Genomic DNA, 17779 nt, shown 5'->3' on the forward strand with positions numbered 1-17779 from the left:
ATCATGAAAATCGTCAACGCCGACGCCATCCTCGTTTCGATCCCGTTCCAGCCCATCGGCATTCCCCCGTGGAGCTGGGGAGACAAGGCGGAAAACTGCTTCGACACGCTGCTGGTCCGCATCGAGACGGACACCGGCATCGTCGGCTGGGGCGAGGCGTTCTCGCGCAACAAGGACCGGGCGCTGGCGGAGACCATCCGCACGAAGATCCTGCCGCTCGTCATCGGCAAGGAGGCGTCGGCCATCGGCCGGATCAAGCACGATCTCGAATTCAACCTGCACAACTTCGGGCGGGTGAGCGGCGTCATGAACGGCATCTCGGCCGTGGATATCGCGCTATGGGACATCCTGGGAAAGTCCGTGAACCGCCCGCTGGTGGACCTGATCGGCGGCGCGTTCGCCGACACCTTGCCGGCATATGCGAGCCTGCTGCGCTATGCCGACGAAACGCATCTCGGCGATGCCATCGAGCAGGCGATCGGGCGCGGCTACCGGTATATCAAGCTGCACGAGATCGATCCTGGCCTGATCCGCTTTGCCGTGAACCTGGGCGCGGGACGTGCGCGCTTCATGCTCGATACCAATTGCCCGTGGCCGGTCTCCGAAGCCATCCGCCAGGCGAAGTCGCTGTCGGATGTCGACCTGATCTGGTTCGAGGAGCCGGTGTGGCCGCCGGAGAACTACAGCGGCCTGGCGCAGGTGCGGGCCGCGGGGCCGTTTCCGATCGCCGCCGGCGAGAATCAGGGCAGCCTGTTCGATATTGCCGCGATGATTGCCGCCGGCGCCATCGACATCGCGCAGCCCGACGTGGCCAAGACGGGCGGCGTGACGGAGCTGCTGAGAATCCGCGCGCTGTGCGAAGCCACCGGTGTCGATTTCGTGCCGCACTGCGCGTTGTTCGGGCCGGGGCAGGTGGCGACGTTCCACATCAATGCGGCAACCCGGTCCACGCCGGTCGTGGAGCGGCTGTACTGCGACTTCGACGAAGACCTCTACGGCGGCCGCGCCAATCCGGTGGCCGGCAATATCCGGGTGCCGACAGGCCCGGGCCTTGGCCTCGATCCGGATCCGGCCATCGTCGAAAAATACCGCGTGCGCTGACGCATCGGCGTCGCGCGACGCATCACCGATCGGACCTCAATGGTGGGACAACCAGTGAGGGAGCGGCCAGCCGCGCATTTTTTATCGAATCCCCCGTCTCTCAACCATTCCAAAGAGGTAAGTCATGAGTCGTCACGTTTCGCTGTCCCGCCGCAAATTCCTCATCGCCACGCCGGCGCTTGCCACGGCCGCCGCGGCGGGCCTGGGCGTCAGCCTGCCTTCGCGCGCCGCCAGCGCCGACACTACGCTTGTGCTCGGCGATCAGGCCGGGTTGCTGCGTGGCCTGGTGGAGGCGTCCGGCGTACTCAAGGACGCGGGCTTCAAGTATCGCTGGGCCAGCTTCCAGGGCGCGGCGCCGTTGTTCGAGGCGCAGCGCGCGAGCGCGGTGGACGTTGCCTGGGGCGGCGACCTGCCGATCCTCGCCGCATCGGTCGGCGACCCCACCTTCAAGATCGTGACCACGCTGGGCGGGCAGGCATCGTCGCTGGGCCTGCTGGTGCAGGACGACTCCAAAATCCGGTCGGTCGCCGACCTGAAGGGCAAGACCGTGGTGATTTCGTCCGCGCGTGGCAGCGTGGCGCAATACCAGTTGTATGGCGCGCTGGCGGAGGCCGGCCTGAAACCCGACGACGTCCAGGTCCGCTTTGTGCTGCCGACCGATGCGGCGGCCGCGTTCGCGTCGCGGCAGATCGAAGTGTGGGGCACCTTCGACCCGTATTTCGGCGTGGCGCAGCAGCGCGGCGGCCGCATCCTGCGCGACGGCAGCCGGATCAACAGCGGGCTGTTCTTCGTCACCGCGCCGCAGACGTCGCTGGCCGACCCGGCCAAGCGCGCCGCGCTGGCTGAGTACCTTCGCCGCCTGCAGCAAGCCGGCGCCTGGGCGAAGAACAACGCGGAAGCCTACACACGCATCTACGGCGAGCTGACGCGCGTGCCGCCGGAAGCGGCCAAGCTCATCACGAACCGGTCGTTCATCAACATCCGCCGCTTTACCGACGATGACGTGGCCACGCTGCAGAAGGTGTCCGACGCGGCGTCCGCCTGGAACATCATTCCGAAGCGCATCGATGTCAGGTCGATCGCGGAACAATCGCTGGCGACGTGACAGGCATCGGCCGGGCATAGTCTGGCGGGCGGCGCGCGATCTCCCCGGGCTCGCCACGGGCTGCCGCGCCTTCGGTAGCGGAAAGCGCTCAACGAAGCGAGTACGCGAATTCGTCGAGCTGCGTGATGGCGCTGTTCCAGCCGTCGAAGAAGCCATACTGTTCGTGCGTGGCGCGGCCCTCTTCGTCCTGGTGCATTACGCGGGCGGTATAGCGGCTTCCCTCGCCTTCGTCTTCCATCGTGATCACCGCCGTGAAGCCCAGCATGGGCCTGGTCGGACGCCAGCCCGCGGTAAGCAGCGAGGTGAAGACCAGGCGCGATTGCGGAACAACTTCGAGAAAGCTGCCCGGGTTGTCGCTGCTACCCCCGTCCGGACCCTTCATGAAGGTATGAAAGGCACCGCCCGGCCGCAGGTCGAAGGCGACAACCTCAGTCTGCCAAGGTCTCGGACACCACCATTCTTTCAACAACTCGGGCTCCGACCAGGCGCGCCACAACGCGGCGCGCGGGGCGCGCAGGACGCGGGTGATGACGAGATCACGGGAATCAGCGCTATCGGCTACGTTCTGGGTCATTTCTTCTGCTCCGCTTGATGAAGTCGTTCAACGAACCGGACCATGCGATCCGATCTGGCTTCCCACATGGCCCTTTGTTCCGCTATCCACTTTTCGGCCATCGAAAGTGTCTCCGGCCTCAGCTCGCAGGTGCGCGTGCGGCCGGCCTTCTGCGTATGGATAAGGCCGCTGCGTTCAAGCACTGTCAGGTGCTTCATGAAGGACGGCAGCGCCATGTCGAAAGGCGCTGCCAATGCGGAAACGGTTTGCGCACCGCCGACCAACGCGCAAACGATGGCGATACGTGTCGGATCCGACAGTGCCTGGAAGACCTCGCTGATCGGCGGTAAATACTTATCCATAAAGCTAAGTATAGGGTCGCTCAGAAGAATGCGCAATACCGGCGTCCGGGAACAGGAAGAACGCCGCCCGTCGCCGCCAACCCCGACAAAAAAGGCAGGCCGAAGCCTGCCTCAACGGTGCAAGGTGGAGAGGCCTTATTCAGCCACGACATTCGCCGACCTGGCGACGGCGCCCCACTTGTCCGTTTCGCTCCTGATGTAGCCGGCAAACTCCTCCGGCCTGGTCGCCACCACTTCCGCGCCGAGTGTCGCCAGCTTGCTCTTCACCTCCGGCATGGCGAGCACCTTGGTCAGGGCCGCGTTCAGCTGCCTGACGATCTCCGGCGAGGTGCCGGCGGGCGCGACGAGACCGCCCCACGAGGATGCGTCGAAGCCCTTCAGCACCGATTCGTCGATGGTTGGCGCGTTCGGGAACGCCGGCACGCGCTTCTTGCTTGCCACCGCGATCAGCTTGAGCTTGCCGCCCGTCACGAACGGGCGCGCGGCGACGGCGGTGGTGAACATCATGGACACCTGCCCGGCCATGACATCCGTCATCGCCGGACCATCGCCCTTGTAGGGCACGTGCATCATGTCCAGCTTCAGCCCGGACTTGAACATCTCGCCGACGAGGTGGTTGGAGGAGCCGTTGCCGGCGGAAGCGAACGTGTATTTGCCCGGATTCGCCCTGACCTCCGCCACCAGCCCGCTGATGTCCGCGGCCTGAACCTTGGGTCCGGCCACCAGCACGATGGGCACGGTGGTGGTCTGGCCGATGGGCGCGAAGCTCTTGTTGACGTCGTAGTTGAGGCGCGGATAGATCGTCTGGCTGATGGCGTTGGGGCCGACGTTCGCCATCAGGAGCGTGTAGCCGTCGGCGGGCGACTTGGCGACGAACTCCGCCGCGATGTTGCCGTTGGCGCCAGGCCGGTTCTCTACGACGAATGTGCCGCCCGTGACATCCTTCAGCTTTTCGCTCAGGACACGCGCGGTGGTATCGGATGCCCCGCCCGGGGGGTATGGCACGACAATGCGCACGGGCTTGTCCGGATAGGCCGCCGCCGCCGCGCCCGAGACCAGAACTGCCGCGCCGATCGCCAGGCGCCAGGAAATGTGGATTCGTGTTTTCATGGGTGTCTCCTCCAGGTTTTGATTATCGAGGTTGGATGGGTATCAGTACTGCGCCTCTTGCGAGCGGCTTGACCGTCTTGCTGTAGATGTTCAGCCAGCCCTGCTCGGCGGCGCCCAGAATCGGCGTCGCCACGGCGCGGCGCGCGGCCATCTCGCTCTCGTCGACCAGCAGGTTGATCTGCCGGCCGGGAATGTCGATCTCGATGTCGTCGCCGTCCTTGACCAGCGCCAGCGGACCGCCCGCGGCGGCCTCGGGGCAGACCTGTCCCACGGCGACGCCCCGGTTCAGGCCCGACAACTGCCCATCGGTCACCACCGCGACCTTGCCGTTGAAGCCGGCGCCTTCGACAGCCGCGACGAACGACGAGGCCAGAGCGACGCCCGGGCCGCCGATGGGTCCCATGCCGCGCAGGCACGCCACGGTTCCGGCCGTGATCCGGCCATCGGCCAGCGCGGCAAGCGCTTCTTCCTGCGAGTGGAAGACCACGGCCTTGCCGCGGAAGCTCTCCGCCTTCTCGCCGGCATTGCCAAGTTTGAGAATGCTGCCCTCCGGCGCCAGCGAGCCCTTGAGGATGACCAGCGACGGCTTGGTCGAGACCGGATCGTCCAGCGTCCGGAGAATGGACGGCGACGGCGCCTCGTACGCATCGAGAATCGCTTGCCACGTCTTGCCCGAGACCGTCAGGCAGGTCTGCTCGATCATCGGCGCCAGCCGCTTGATCGTCGCCAGCGTGCCGCCCGCCGCTTCGAGCGCCTCGGTGCGGTGCGGGCCATTGGGCTTGACCGTCGCCAGCAGCGGGACTTCGCGCCCGAGGCGATCGAACAGATCGTAGAGATCGACCTCCGTTCCGGCCTCTTCCGCGACGCCCTGCAGGTGGCGCAGCACATTGATCGACGTCGACAGCGCCAGCGCGACCCGCACGGCGTTGCGGAACGCCGCCGGAGTCAGGATGCTGCGCGGGGTCAGCCCCTCATTGACCATCTCGACGATGCGCGCGCCGGCTGCCCGGGCCTGGTCGACCATCGCGGGCGAGTTCGCCAGCACCGGGCTGGCGCCCGGCAGCGTCAGGCCCAGGGCCTCGCAGACGATGTGCATCGAATTCGCCGTGCCGAGCCCGGCGCACACCCCGGGGCCGCGCACGGCGCGCTTGCACATCCCGTCCAGGTCCTCGAAGGAAAGCTGGCCCGTCACGTGCATGCCCACCTTCTCGAAGACGTCTTCGATGTCGACATGCTCGCCCTTGTACTGGCCGCTGGCCTGGTAGCCGCAGATCACCATGAGCGTCGGTATGTCGAGCCGCGCCGCCGCCATCATCTGCCCCGGCGTGGTCTTGTCGCAGGACGCCAGGCAGACCATGCCGTCGAGTTGCGCGCCCTCGACCTGCACTTCGATGTCGTTGACGATCAGGTCGCGCGACGGCAGGATGTAGCGCCCCTGCTTGCCCGCGCTGGTGATGAAGTCGCTGGGCGCGGCCGTGCGGATCTCGAAGGGCACGCCCCCCGCCGCGCGGATTGCCGCCTTGACCTGCGCGGACACGCCGTCGAGATGGCTGAAGCAGCTCGACAGCTCCGAGGACGTGTTGACCACCGCGATCTTGGGCTTGTCCAGGTCCGCGTCGCTCAGGCCCAGCGCCTGCCACTGGGCCTTGCGCAGCGCCCATCGGGTGGTGCCCGGGTCGAAATTGCTACGGTATTTCGGGGAAGTCATTGCGGGGCTCCAAGGAAGGCACCATTGTTTTCCAGCACCTGCTGGATATCGGATACCGGCACGCGATGGACGCTGGTGCCGCGCGCCGCGGCAGCCGCGGCGGTGTGGCCGGCCGCCTCGCCCATCGCGAAGCATTGCGCGGTCACGCGGATCGAGGCCTGCGCGCCGTGGGTGGCCGACGCGCACCGGCCCGCCACCATCAGGTTGTCGAAGCCTTCCAGCAGCAGCGAGCGCAAGGGAATCTGGAAATACGTGCCGGGCGGCAGCCAGATCCACTTGGTGGCCCGGCCGGCGGCGTGATCCTCCATCGGCCACGCGCAGCAGGCGATGGCGTCGTCAAAGCGCGCGCCCTCCAGCACGTCCCGGTCGGTGAGGACATAGCTGCCGACAGTGCGCCGGCTTTCCCGGATGCCGATGACCGCGCCCGTATCCATGACAAAGGCGGACTCGAATCCGGGCACGTACTTGCGGAATGCCTTCAGGTAGGTGCAGACCTGTTCCCGCCCGGCGATTTCCGCGCGCGACATGACGCTCAGGTCGAACGGATCGGGCGACTTGCCGTCCACCGCCACTTTCGTGATGTTCAGGTGCGCGAGCCCGGGACGCTCCGCGAACACCCCGCCGGCGGTGCGGGGCAGGTCATAGCCGTCGGCGACGGCCTGTTCCAGCCGCTCGCGCAGCGCGGGGCGGCTCAAGCCGGCCAGCGCGTCGGTGTCCACCCCGCCGAACCGCATCATGGTGGTCGGAAACTGGAGATCGCCCGCCGATACCTCGCACGGCGCGCCCGCGAAGTTCACCAGGTCGGCGTCTCCCGAGCAGTCGACGAACGCCTTTGCGCGGATGGCCAGGCGCCCTTCCTTGGTCTCGATCAGCACGGCATCGACCTCGCGGCCGTTCATCGCCACGCCGGCCACCATCGCGTGAAACAGCACCTCGACCTTTGTCTCCTGAACGAGCTGGTCGAGGGCGATCTTCATGGCGAACAGGTCGTAGGGCAGCGATGCCGTCTCCAGCCACCGGGTCGGCGCCCCGAGGCCGTCGAGCCCCCGCAGCCGCTCGATGACTTCGTTGCAGAAGCCGCCCACGATCTGTCGGACCTGCGTTTCGGTGACGGCGTACAGGCCGCAGATGCTGCCCAGGCTGACCGATGTCAGCGTGCCGCCGAGGAAGCCCTCGCGCTCGAGCAGCAGCACCCTGGCGCCCGCGCGTGCCGCCGAGACGGCGGCCGCCACGCCGGCGGCACCGCCGCCCACCACGCAGACGTCGGCGGTGCGGAACACTGGCGTGGACCGGGCTGGCTCGGATACCACGCCAAATGAATACGTAGTCATTTTATCTCCAAAGAAATGCGCGATCCCAGACGATGCTGGTTCGATCGCGCCCTTAACCCATATGGTTACGTAGTCATTTTATAGGAAAAAAAGCGGTTGCCAACCTCAAGATGTTGTGCGGCGCAGCACAAGGTCGTTCGGCAGCACAAACGTGTGCGGCGGAAGGTCCGGTGCCGCCATGCGCTGCTCCAGCCGCTCCACCACCTGCTCGACCATCGCGGGCAGCGGCTGCTGCACGGTGCTCAGGCTGATGCAATCCCATCGTGCCATCGGGATGTCGTCATATCCGACGATCCAGAGATCGTCGGGGACCTGCTTCCCGGTTCGCCTGGCAGCATCGAGGACGCCGATCGCCACGATGTCGTTGGTGCAGAACACGGCATCAAGCTCGGGGCGCTCGGCGAGCAATGTCTGCATCGCCCGCAGTCCATACTCGTAGCCGAAGTCGGTGGCATCGGCACGCACGAAAGCGCGGCTGTTGAACTGGCCGCCCAGCCCCTCGATGAACCCCCTCTCCCGCTCGCGAATCGTGCTCGCCTTGGAGCCCCGGCCCGAATCGGCGGAAATCAGCCCGATGCACCTCCGGCCCGCCGACAGGAAGTACTCGGCGACCCGCCGGCCGCCGGCATGGTTGTCGCTGACGATGGTGTCGAAGAGGTCCGTCCCCACCGAGCGGTTGATCAGGATGATCGGCTTCTCGGCGGCGACGCGGCTCAGCATCTCCCGGGATTCGTCCAGCGCGGCGGCGAAGATCACGCCGTCCGTCGCGCTTTCCGCAAGCGCGCGCACGGTCGCATCGTCCATCTTTCCGTCAACCTCCCAGACGGTGGTGCGAAAATCCCGGCTGGCGAGCCGCTCGACCAGGAGCTGCAGGAGCAGCGGGTACAGCGGATTCGACAGGCTGGCGACCACCACCGCGACGGTGCCGCTGCGGCGCGTCTTCATCTGCCGCGCGGCCGCGCTCGGCGAGTATTCGTGGTCCTGGATCACCTTCAGGACGCGCGCCTTCGTCGCGGGCTTTACCGACGGCAGATCCTGCAGCACGCGGGACACGGTGGTCTGGGACACACCGGCCAGGCGAGCGATGTCGATACTGGTAAGCCTCTTGTTCATGTTGCGTGATTCGCGTCGCGATGTAGTCGGCGCCTGTGATTCTAATGGAACGCCGCGGGAACCAGTCCAAATGCGAAACTGGCGGCGCCGCGGCAACCGACTGGAGGAATTCCGACGGGCCCGAGGCGAGCGGATGCGGGTAACATTGGGCGACGTGATGCGCCCGATACAAGCCTCCGACACCGGCGCCCGATACCACCGCCCCCGACTCATGGATTACTTCTCGGCCGTCCGCGCCTTTCTCCTCGCCGGCGATCTCCAGAGCTTCAGCAAAACCGCGCAGCAGATGTCGCTGAAGACATCGACCGTCTCCCGGTACGTGTCCGAGCTCGAGGCGGATCTCGGCATTGCCCTGTTCAATCGCTCCACGCGCGGCCTGGTGCTGACCGAGGGCGGGCGCGTGTTCCGCGAGCGCGCGATGGTGGCGATGGAAGCGATGGAAGAAGCCCGCAGCATGGCGTCGTCCCTGAACGCCTCGCCGCAAGGCATGCTGCGCGTCACCGTGCCCACGTCGTTCGGCCGCAAGCACGTGGTCAGACATCTGCCCGCCTTCATCGGGCAGTATCCCCGCATCAGCGTCGATCTCGTCTTCACGGATGACGTCATCAATCTTATCGACGAAGAGATCGATCTCGCATTGAGAATCGGCGTGCTGCCCGATTCCCGGCTGGTCGCGCGGCGGCTCGCTTCGCACCGGCGCATCGTCTGCGCGAGCCCGGCATACATCGCCGCGCATGGCGAGCCTTCGGAACCCGGCGACCTGACCCGGCACACGGCGCTGCGCTTTTCCCGCGCCCACGACGACAAGTGGACTCTCGCCCGTGCCGATGGCAAGACACCCAGGGAATGCGCGGTTCCGGTCGGCGGCCAGGTCAGGGCCGACGACACCGACGCCCTGATTGCCCTGGCGGTAGCCGGGTGCGGCGTCGCGCTCCTGCCCGCATGGAGTATCGGCACGGAGCTCGCCCGCGGCGAGCTCGTTCACCTGCTCCCCGGCTGGCAGGCCGGAGCAGGCCAGCCCGCGCCGGCGATCTGGGCGGTCTATCCGCCCAAGAAGGTGGTTTCCTCCAAGGTGCGCGCTTTCGTGGACTTCTTCGCCGAGCGCTTGAACGACGAAGACGAAGACGCCCCGCCGAACGGCCGGGGCGGCAGCTAGCCAGCCCGCTCCCGCGGGACCGATGCACGATGCGGGCTTGCCGCGCGGCAGGCCCGCGCCTGTCGCTGGTGGCGCGTCGCTGCGCGCCGGGCCGCGCGCCCGGCCCGGCGGCGCTGGCCCGGCGGCGCATCAATGCGCGAATCGAATATCGAGCGCGCGCAGGTACGTCTGCAGCCCGGCATCCTGGATGGGGATCACGTAGCCGTTCTCGGACGACTCGTTGAAGTGCGCATGCCAGTATCCCGGCGGCGTGACGAACACCATGCCGGGCTCCCAGTCCACCCGCTGCGGGTTGCGGATATTGCCGTGGTCGTCCAGTTCCGTGCCCACCAGCGTATAGCAGCCCGGCTGGCATTCCGAGATGAAGTCCAGCGCGATCGACTGGTGGCGGTGCGGCTTCTGCATCGTCTTCGGCGCGACCACGCCGAACATCGCCCACATCGTATGGGTCACGGTGCGCGTCTGTGGGAAGTTGGCGTTGCCGAGCAGGATGCTCACGCGGTTGCGCTGGCCGGCGCCCGGCGCCTTCAACACCTTGCGCAACTCTTCCTCGGCACGGGTGGCCGGATAGAGGGTCGGGACGAAGCGCCGCACGGTCGCGCTCGCGCCAAGATAGGCGAGCAGCGGCGCGTCGTTGACGTAGTAAAGGCGCGCCGTCGAATCGGCGGCCAGTTCCACGCTTTGTCCGCCCGGAAAGGTAAAGAAGTCACCTTTGGAAAAGCGCAGGCCCGTGCTGTCTTGCGACGCGATGCCGGAACCGTCGACGACATAGAAGACGAGCGACGTTGCGTTCGGCTCAAGCGAAACCTTCTCGCCCGCCAGCACCCGCACGAAGTTCGCGCAGAGGCCGGGGCCCGTCGCCGGGCCCTCGCAGCCGAGCTCGGCCGCGAGGTCGAGCGGCACGACGCGGGTCGGCCCGCCGTCATACAGCGACGCCGGAAACGAGCGGTAGGGCACGCGCGAAATGAGCTTCGCGCCGATCGGGTTGGCCGAGGACGTGTATTCGAAATACCGGGCGTCTTCGGTAGTCGCCGGCGCGTCGAGGTTCAAGGTAGAAGTTGCGGTACGGTCCAGCATGAGTAGCTCCCAAAAAGGTCCGGGGAAACGACAACCGGCGTCCCCGGACAGTCCGCCGGCCATCGCCAGCGTCTGGTAGCCACTATAAGAATCCGCGCCCTTCGCCAGAAGCGCTCGTCGGGGAAATCACCTTTGCGGAGAACGGCATGCCGGGCTGGAGACGGGATGAAGCAGGGAGGCGCTCCGGGAAGCTGGCGGATAGTCCGGCCGCACGGCTGCGCCAACGGGTGCCTGGAGGCAGGAAGCAGTCGTCACGCTCGGACCCGGCCAAAGCGATCTGCTTGCTCCGGACGGCTGCTTGGCGAGCAGCCGGACCCGTTTTCTCTCGCGCGTTCCGCCGTTCTCTCCTGGTTCGTGCGCCTCCATTGTCCAACTCAATATTGGTACGTCAGTTGGACGCCAGCCGTGACACCCGCTGTATGGAAAGCAGCAGGCTTGTACACGGGCGTGCCCAAGAACACGTCATACGAAGCCCCTCCGAGTTTCCGCGTTCCGATAGCGCCCCGCATGCCGATGACCGCGCCTGCCAGTTGCGTGCCAACCAGGCCCTGCGTGGAAGGTCCATGCACCCTTCCGTAGTCCAACCCGACATAGAATGCTTGCCCGCTTCCACCGAGCGGCGCCTGCAGTTCGTTGCGCCAGTAGAACCCGCGTTCGCCCGCGAGCTGGTTTTCGCCATCGAAGCCACGCACCGTATAGCGACTGCCGATGGTCAAGTCATCGATGTAATAGAGTCGGTCATTGGTGAACTGGCCGTGTAGCGTGGTCACATACCGGAACGGCTGGTCGGCCACCTTGAACGGCACGGACAGGTTGGCATCGAGCACCATCATGCGGAAGCGCCACGTCGGGCCATCGTCGGCGGCCAGCGCATCGGATTGTGCACCGAATGCGCCGATGCCCTGGCGGAATGCCAGCGTGGCGTCGAGCTGCGACTGGCCGAAGTAATGGCGATCCGTGACGCCAAATTCCAGCATCGTGTTGTTCCGGTGCTGCTGCGGGATCTCCGTATCCTCGATGAAGCTCTTTCCGAAACGACGCGTCAGGCGCACCTGCATGCCGAACACATCGTTCTGGCCCCGGCTCAGCACACGATGCAGCTTCAGGTCGACGGTCTCCGATTGGCCGCTGGAAACGAACGTCGTATTGACGCCGGCAATCTGCTGAAAGTAATTGCTGCTATAGGCGGACAGCGTGGCCGTCCAGTACCCCCACGGCACAGAATAGAAACCATTCCAGCCCCGCGTGCCGTGCGCCTTGTTGCTGAACATCAGATCCTGGTTGTAGCCGACGTTGAACATGTCGTTCAGGCCCAGGGGATTGTCGATACCGACGCTGAGATTGCCCTGCCACTTTCCGGTGGAACGCGAGCCCGAATTATCGACCGAGGCCACCAGCGTCCAGGGCTTGTTGCGTTTCACCGCGATCACGACATCGCTGCGGCCCGGCACAGAGGTGGGCACGATCTGCATATCGACGTCCTGGCTCGCCACGCGCTTCATCTGCTCGAGCCCCTGCTCAAGATCGCGCAGGTTCAGCAGCTCACCCCGGGAGGTCGGGAACGCGGTCTTCCACGTGCCCCAGATATCCGGCTCCGCAAAGCGAATTTCTCCGATCACCCCCGGAATCAACGCCAGTTTGAGCGCACCGGAGGACAGGTCCTGCTGAGGCACCAGTACCCGCGTGGTGACATAACCCCTCGACAGGATCGTCTGCGATAGACCCTTGACCAGCATCTCCACGCCCTGCTGGCCGACACATTCACCCTGATAATGATTGAGCCATTGCAGCGCAAACGCAAACGGATCCATCGGCAGCGCCGACGCACCGCGCGCCTGAAGATCTGCGGGCAGGTCCTGTGGGACTTCGAGCAAGAACTGGCTGATGCGGAAGCACGGCGTCTCCGTCGGCAACTCAGGAAACTCCGAGCGGGCAATCGCTTCGGCTCGGACCGTCGGCTTTTGCACGAGCGCTGCGCGCTCGCGCGCTTCCTGCTGCTGGCGAGTGCGTTGATCTTGTTCGGCATTAGACAGCGCGGCGGCCTGTCCTGGGCTGGGTGGAACCTGAGCCATCACATGCGACGGGATACTCGAAAGACCCATCGCGAGTGATGCAGCAGTTGCAATGTGCAGCGGTTTGAAAGACATCGGAGTAATGGAGACCCGGCGGATGCCTTTGCACCCGCTCAAACAACGGAAAATGGATTTGATCAACAAGGAGCCAGGACGGATACGCTTCTCTAGAACGTGACGCAGGCGAAGCTGGCTTGTGGCGACTCAGTTGCCTTGGATATCTAAATTGCCCACCGCGGCTCCCACGCTTCTACAAATGCGCCAAGAAGGCGACACACTTGATCGTTCGAGTCAATCTCAAATTTTTTCGGCAAATGCAACACCACAGCATTGGACAAGCCAGCTACTTGGGGAATACATGCCGCATGAAATGGACACGAAAGAGACCGGCTCGCTGGTTCCTCCGTTCCAGGCGGATACGGAGTACCCCAGTTCCTCAATGACGTCGCCACCAACGTCTTTCCTATGCCTTCCTTTTGGCAGCAGGGCAACCAGTGATCAAGGGAGCTTCCCGCAAGCCGATCAGCACTAAGTACCTACTTTCGGGAATGTCTCCTCTTTCGCCAACCAGTGAAGTCAGGCGACAAAGTCGCAACTTCACTCAAGAAGCGCTGAACTCTCGTGGCACAAGACTCCATGCTTTCTTTTCGAGTGCCCCAGTATGCAGCAGCAAGAAATGATTCGACTAGCATGCATCGTCTCATGAAAGCGCGCCTGGGATGTGGGTATGCTACCGTTGCCAAGATGCACCGCCAGGACAGGCTGGTGAGAAGAACCACAGCCCTCCGTCCATTTCCGCGTCATTCGATGGGAATGCTTTCCGAAACAAATAAACTTGCGCTTCAGCGCTGCCCAGAAGAGAAGCATGCGTCGTCAGATCCACCAAAATTATACGTTTTTCATAAAGTAACCTATTCAGAACCCAAAGAAATCCATCGCGCCTTTCTTCAAATGACTGCAAACGGTGCGGCAAGAATTTGCTCCCGAACGGAGACGAAAAATAATCCCAGATGGAATCTAGCTCCATATCCTCGCACCCCTCCGCGATGAACTCATACTGAGCATTGGACAGCATCGACACACTCCTATTGGAACTTTATTTCCATGCACGATCGTAAGCCCCACGGATTATATCGAAGGGGTGTTGATCATTTCTACTGTCCATCTCGCCTATGCCCCTGATGTACCAACTGCTGAACTCGAACGAAAGAAAACACGGTCGGCGTCGCGAGCGATCGGCAACCCCGTACCGAAATACTCTGACGACCTAACGCCTTGCTCTGACGAAGAGCAGCCAGAACGATCTCTGCACATTCGCGCGCAGTGCGTTCAGTCTTCATGTTCCGCACGGCCAGGGACACTTGCTGTATTACTCGAACTATGCGATGTATAAGGTGCCGCCGAGCAGCACGTGCTGGGTGGCCGCAACAGGAAGATCGGACGGCGCTGGCGTGGTGGTACTGATGTACAGTGCACGATCCAGGTATGGACCATGCTCGGTCCGCCGAGCCCGCGCGGACTGCGATGTGACAATTGCCCAATCTGACTCCCAAGCTTCGGCAAATGCGCGCAAGAGATTGCAGACTTTCTCATTCGAACCACCATCGAATCGTTGTGGAAGATCAAGTATCACAGCATTCGGCAGCCACCTACGCAAGAATACAGGCCACATTTGATTGATAGGCCAGAAACATTCTCTTTATCTCCTCCATTCCAAGCCGACATGGAATATCCAAGCTCATCAATAACGTCGCCGCCGATATCCCTCCGATTTCCTCCCTTTGAAAGCAAGGACACAAACGCTTCCAGCGAATCTGCCGTGATGCGCTCAGAAGCCAGTGCATCTTTCTTGCTTCGCCCTCTCTTTCGCCAACAACTAAAGTCGGGGGATACGATCTCAATCGCGGCCAGAAGCCTCTGGGTTCTGGCCGCGCAGGATTCCACACTCTCTTGCCGTGCGCCCCAATACGCTGCGGAGTAAAAAGATTCCACTTTCGTCGTATCCTTTACTGTAGTGGCTGAATGACGATTTTGATGCCATTCACACCGTTGCGTTCGAATAGGTGCTGCATAGCCGTGGCAGCAGCAGGCTCTGCAACAACCCATTGGACTGGTTAATTTGGCTCTGCGCTTGGTTGACAAGGCTCTCTTGACCACCAAACCTAGGCTGGAACTGGTCGGTCAACAGGCCACGGTCCAGCATGTCCTGCCGGCTCAGCACCTTGCCTTGCCGTAGGTCGTGAGGAAGATTTCCACGCATCCGCGTGCGGTGCGATTAGGCGCTATGTCTTGCAGTTACCGTAGCCAGAACGGCTCGCCTTCTAGGGCGTCGTAATCTTCCAGAGGCTTACTCTTGTCACGAGCGAATCCTGGTAGGTCGGAGATGACCACCCTCACTGGTTGATAAATATTAAAGACTTCGACAAAAGATTTTGCCGAACCACATGCTTTCACGAAATTCTCGAAGAATCTGCTGAATACTTCCGCCAAGGTCGGCTGATAAGGATCTAACCAGCTCTTTTGGGGATCACCTATCATCTTCGAATCCCACTCGACGCCCGATTTGGCAGGAACCTGCGCAAAAATCTGCCGCACCTGTTCCATCAGCGCCAACGTCTCGTCAAGCTCCTCTCGCCGAAGATAGCGGCGATACAGCCGATCTGTGAGGAGACTCCAGTCCTGTTCCTGGTGGTCATTTTCTGCGTAGGTCTTCAAGCAACCAAAGAACAGTGCCACATCCGGAGCAGGTCCGAGTTCATAGATCGAATGACCTCCATGAAATCCAATTTTTCTCATTGCGTTTTGAACTGTATCGCCGTTGGACTAATTATTCCGCCCGATTTTTTCAAAATGCCTCGGATAATTAATTTCTGCACCGCCAATGCCGTGGCACGTAGAATAGACGCGCGGTTTCCAGAATGGGATGGACACCCTGCGGGAACATCCTTGACTCACGGCAGGGGGACAACAAATAAATCAATCTACAGAGGATCAAACTTTCGCCAAGTACGTATCTCGAACTGATCTTATATCGGTGACGAGGTCATCGTCGTCGAAAGGTTTGCCATCACCGCTTCGCGCCTCGAATCCTTTGACCGCCTTCTTAAGCTCGCAGAGTACATCCTGCGTGGCGACAACAAACCTTGGGACTCATCCCGCTAGCACCGTTTGTAGCGACAAGTTTTGACTGTGTGCGAACGCCTCCACCGACAGCTTACGAATCCTCTGTCTCTCGTCGATCTGATCAAGCGCCGCTTGAATCTCCGCCAACAGACGCTCTACATTGGCTCTCGAAGCACCGATCCGTGTTTCGAACTCAAATACGTCAATGCCGTTGCAAGCCTCGTTAAGAGCCGCATTGAGAACAAGCAATTCATCTTGGCTAAGCTCGACCTCGACATCGTCGGAAATTCGTTTTATCTTCATAGTTATCTCAAGTTATTAAAATACGCCTTCCCATTCGTCGGCTTAAATGCGGTTCCGCCATCCGCCGCATTAGGGTTCCGAATGACAACCATACCGAAAACATCGTCCCAATATGCAGAACGACCGTTGCTCAGTTGCTTCTTCGTCGAAGGGTTATTGAGTATATTTTCAATCTGATCAGCAAACTGCTGTTGCGTCGTGATCAAACCACCGAATTCATTCTGATGCCTTTTCTTCGTCTTTTGCCGGCTTGGTATCCTTATGCAACTGCCGATTGTAGGCATCCGCCAGACCAGTCGCCCCCGCAGCAGCCGCGCCGTTCGCACCACCACCACCTACCGCCCCTGCCGCCACCATCCCAACAGCCTGCAACACGGCATCGCGAGTCGGCTTGTCAAGACCAAGCGTGCCCAGGCTCTCATCGAGCACGGCGATGGCCGCAGTCCCCGCTGCGGTCGCCGCTGCACCCTTCGCAAAATCCCCACCCACCAGCGACGTCAGCAGCCCACCGATCAGCCCGTGCACTGCCACCTTGATCGGTTCAGACTGGTTCTTGAGCAGATCGCCAACCGCCTTATCCAGGAGCGGCATCGCCTGCTGGATCGTCTGCGCTGCCAGTTGGCGCTCGGCCTGTTGGTCCGCCACCTTCTGTGCATCAAAGATCTTGCCGATGCTCTGGTTGGCGTTGGCCGTGTCCCGGTCCAGGCTGGCAACCGTCTGGTCTGCCGTCTTGCCGGTCATGGCTTCCTGGCCAGCGTTGTCCGTAATGGTCACAGTACCCGACGCGATGGCACTTCGCGTCACGCCGGAAGCCGATCCGGTGCTGGGCGCAACCGCTTGACCCAGTACCGTCGTCATGGCGGAATTCGTCAGGTTTTTGGAAGCAATTCGCAAAGCCGATCAAATACGTCTATTTCAATTAGCCCCCACTCTAGCAAGCCGGATAGATAGCCGTGCCAGATCAGTACAACGGTCTCGGTTGCTCCCCGCCTTGCATGTTGACGTTCTATCCTTTCACGCAACTCGATTTCCGTTGGATATCCATTAATCATAGCTGTCATTGTGGTAACCTCGAAACGTATATTTCCCCCTGATGAGTAATGATCGTAACGCTCTGAATCTTGGCACCGGATCTGGAATCCGCAGAATATGCACGATTTACTCTGCACTAGGCAATATCAGCCGTCATGCCTGGCTGATTTCGTGCGTCAAAATAATATCCGGAGACTGCCCGCGTGCATCCATTGCTGTACTGGATATCGCCTTCGACAACCCGTCAGATGTCTGACTTACAACACCCGTCATCGTCTTCAACTCATACGTCGTTCCCTCAATGAGGAAACCCGCCGCCCTTCCAGCATTGGACGAAGGTGTCACCTGAACCGTTCGGCCACCTGCAACCAATTTGCCTGCAAAGCTCTGTTCTGCCGCCGTTAGCCCATCAACCGAACCGATCAGCTTTCCTGGAGCACTTGCACTCGGCTTTTGCGCGGCATTCCCGATGTTCTTCCCGGCCATTCCTGACATCGCAGCGCCAAGAGCAGCATCTGCTACAGCCGCGACACTCTGCTTACTCGCCTCAATCAGTGAGGCCCGGAAAGCCCCACCGGAGTTCCACAGGTCTCCACCATCCTCGCTCTTTACCAAGCGGCACAGTACGCCGTG

At 62.4% G+C, this 17779-nt stretch carries 19 protein-coding genes; 3 read left to right on the forward strand and 16 right to left on the reverse strand.

The window, feature by feature from the left end:
• Window positions 1–3 precede the first annotated feature (3 nt).
• Together KF708C_RS25180 and KF708C_RS25185 are read left to right on the forward strand one after the other, a co-directional pair.
• A complete protein-coding gene (locus tag KF708C_RS25180) occupies window positions 4–1101 on the forward strand; it encodes a mandelate racemase/muconate lactonizing enzyme family protein (RefSeq protein ID WP_020200651.1) in 1098 nt (365 codons plus the stop codon).
• 124 nt (window positions 1102–1225) lie between these two features.
• The gene (locus KF708C_RS25185; RefSeq protein ID WP_059413648.1) at window positions 1226–2206 is read left to right on the forward strand and encodes an ABC transporter substrate-binding protein; all 981 of its coding nucleotides are present in this window, start codon (window positions 1226–1228) and stop codon (window positions 2204–2206) included.
• A gap of 88 nt (window positions 2207–2294) precedes the next feature.
• On the opposite strand, the gene KF708C_RS25190 is transcribed toward KF708C_RS25185, so the two are convergent.
• The 6 genes from KF708C_RS25190 to KF708C_RS25215 form a co-directional block, all read right to left on the reverse strand.
• Window positions 2295–2780, reverse strand: coding sequence for an SRPBCC family protein (locus KF708C_RS25190; RefSeq protein WP_059413649.1), 486 nt, complete (start codon window positions 2778–2780; stop codon window positions 2295–2297).
• Window positions 2777–3121, reverse strand: coding sequence for an ArsR/SmtB family transcription factor (locus KF708C_RS25195; RefSeq protein ID WP_020200654.1), 345 nt, complete (start codon window positions 3119–3121; stop codon window positions 2777–2779). Before KF708C_RS25195 ends, KF708C_RS25190 begins: the two co-directional genes overlap by 4 nt.
• Before the next feature lie 135 nt (window positions 3122–3256).
• Window positions 3257–4231, reverse strand: a complete 975-nt coding sequence (locus KF708C_RS25200; RefSeq protein WP_020200655.1) for a Bug family tripartite tricarboxylate transporter substrate binding protein — start codon at window positions 4229–4231, stop codon at window positions 3257–3259.
• Window positions 4232–4253: 22 nt separating this feature from the next.
• Window positions 4254–5939 carry a dihydroxy-acid dehydratase gene (gene ilvD, locus KF708C_RS25205; RefSeq protein ID WP_059413650.1) on the reverse strand — a complete coding sequence of 562 codons (1686 nt, stop codon included), beginning with the start codon at window positions 5937–5939 and terminating at the stop codon, window positions 4254–4256.
• Window positions 5936–7270 (reverse strand): FAD-dependent oxidoreductase, encoded by a 1335-nt coding sequence (locus KF708C_RS25210; RefSeq protein WP_059413651.1) that lies wholly within the window; start codon window positions 7268–7270, stop codon window positions 5936–5938. The genes ilvD and KF708C_RS25210 overlap by 4 nt, the downstream gene beginning before the upstream one ends.
• A gap of 105 nt (window positions 7271–7375) precedes the next feature.
• Window positions 7376–8383 (reverse strand): LacI family DNA-binding transcriptional regulator, encoded by a 1008-nt coding sequence (locus KF708C_RS25215; RefSeq protein WP_059413653.1) that lies wholly within the window; start codon window positions 8381–8383, stop codon window positions 7376–7378.
• Between the two features lie 211 nt (window positions 8384–8594).
• On the opposite strand from KF708C_RS25215, the gene KF708C_RS25220 reads away from it, so the two are divergent.
• Window positions 8595–9539: a LysR family transcriptional regulator gene (locus KF708C_RS25220; protein ID WP_059413887.1), complete on the forward strand. Its 945-nt coding sequence runs from the start codon at window positions 8595–8597 to the stop codon at window positions 9537–9539.
• A gap of 129 nt (window positions 9540–9668) precedes the next feature.
• On the opposite strand, the gene KF708C_RS25225 is transcribed toward KF708C_RS25220, so the two are convergent.
• From KF708C_RS25225 to KF708C_RS37070, 10 genes are all read right to left on the reverse strand, one after another.
• Complete coding sequence (locus KF708C_RS25225; protein WP_059413654.1) at window positions 9669–10616, reverse strand: cupin; 948 nt, start codon at window positions 10614–10616, stop codon at window positions 9669–9671.
• 374 nt (window positions 10617–10990) lie between these two features.
• Window positions 10991–12763 carry a ShlB/FhaC/HecB family hemolysin secretion/activation protein gene (locus KF708C_RS25230; RefSeq protein ID WP_059413656.1) on the reverse strand — a complete coding sequence of 591 codons (1773 nt, stop codon included), beginning with the start codon at window positions 12761–12763 and terminating at the stop codon, window positions 10991–10993.
• A 461-nt stretch (window positions 12764–13224) separates the two neighbouring features.
• Window positions 13225–13392, reverse strand: coding sequence for an Imm52 family immunity protein (locus KF708C_RS37065; protein WP_370552853.1), 168 nt, complete (start codon window positions 13390–13392; stop codon window positions 13225–13227).
• A gap of 26 nt (window positions 13393–13418) precedes the next feature.
• Window positions 13419–13763, reverse strand: a complete 345-nt coding sequence (locus KF708C_RS34850; protein WP_082079828.1) for a DUF596 domain-containing protein — start codon at window positions 13761–13763, stop codon at window positions 13419–13421.
• Window positions 13764–14317: 554 nt separating this feature from the next.
• Entirely contained in the window at window positions 14318–14680 is a 363-nt protein-coding gene (locus KF708C_RS36520; RefSeq protein WP_197090423.1) for an Imm52 family immunity protein, read from the reverse strand.
• Window positions 14681–14983: 303 nt separating this feature from the next.
• Entirely contained in the window at window positions 14984–15484 is a 501-nt protein-coding gene (locus KF708C_RS34855) for a hypothetical protein (protein ID WP_082079831.1), read from the reverse strand.
• A gap of 354 nt (window positions 15485–15838) precedes the next feature.
• Window positions 15839–16114: a hypothetical protein gene (locus KF708C_RS25240; RefSeq protein WP_063923059.1), complete on the reverse strand. Its 276-nt coding sequence runs from the start codon at window positions 16112–16114 to the stop codon at window positions 15839–15841.
• Window positions 16115–16330: 216 nt separating this feature from the next.
• A complete protein-coding gene (locus tag KF708C_RS25245; protein ID WP_156173941.1) occupies window positions 16331–16972 on the reverse strand; it encodes a hypothetical protein in 642 nt (213 codons plus the stop codon).
• 11 nt (window positions 16973–16983) lie between these two features.
• Window positions 16984–17175, reverse strand: coding sequence for a hypothetical protein (locus KF708C_RS34860; RefSeq protein ID WP_156173942.1), 192 nt, complete (start codon window positions 17173–17175; stop codon window positions 16984–16986).
• Window positions 17176–17299: 124 nt separating this feature from the next.
• Complete coding sequence (locus KF708C_RS37070; protein WP_197090424.1) at window positions 17300–17641, reverse strand: hypothetical protein; 342 nt, start codon at window positions 17639–17641, stop codon at window positions 17300–17302.
• Window positions 17642–17779 lie beyond the last annotated feature (138 nt).

It is taken from the genome of Cupriavidus basilensis, from assembly GCF_000876015.1.
GTDB lineage: Bacteria > Pseudomonadota > Gammaproteobacteria > Burkholderiales > Burkholderiaceae > Cupriavidus > Cupriavidus basilensis_B.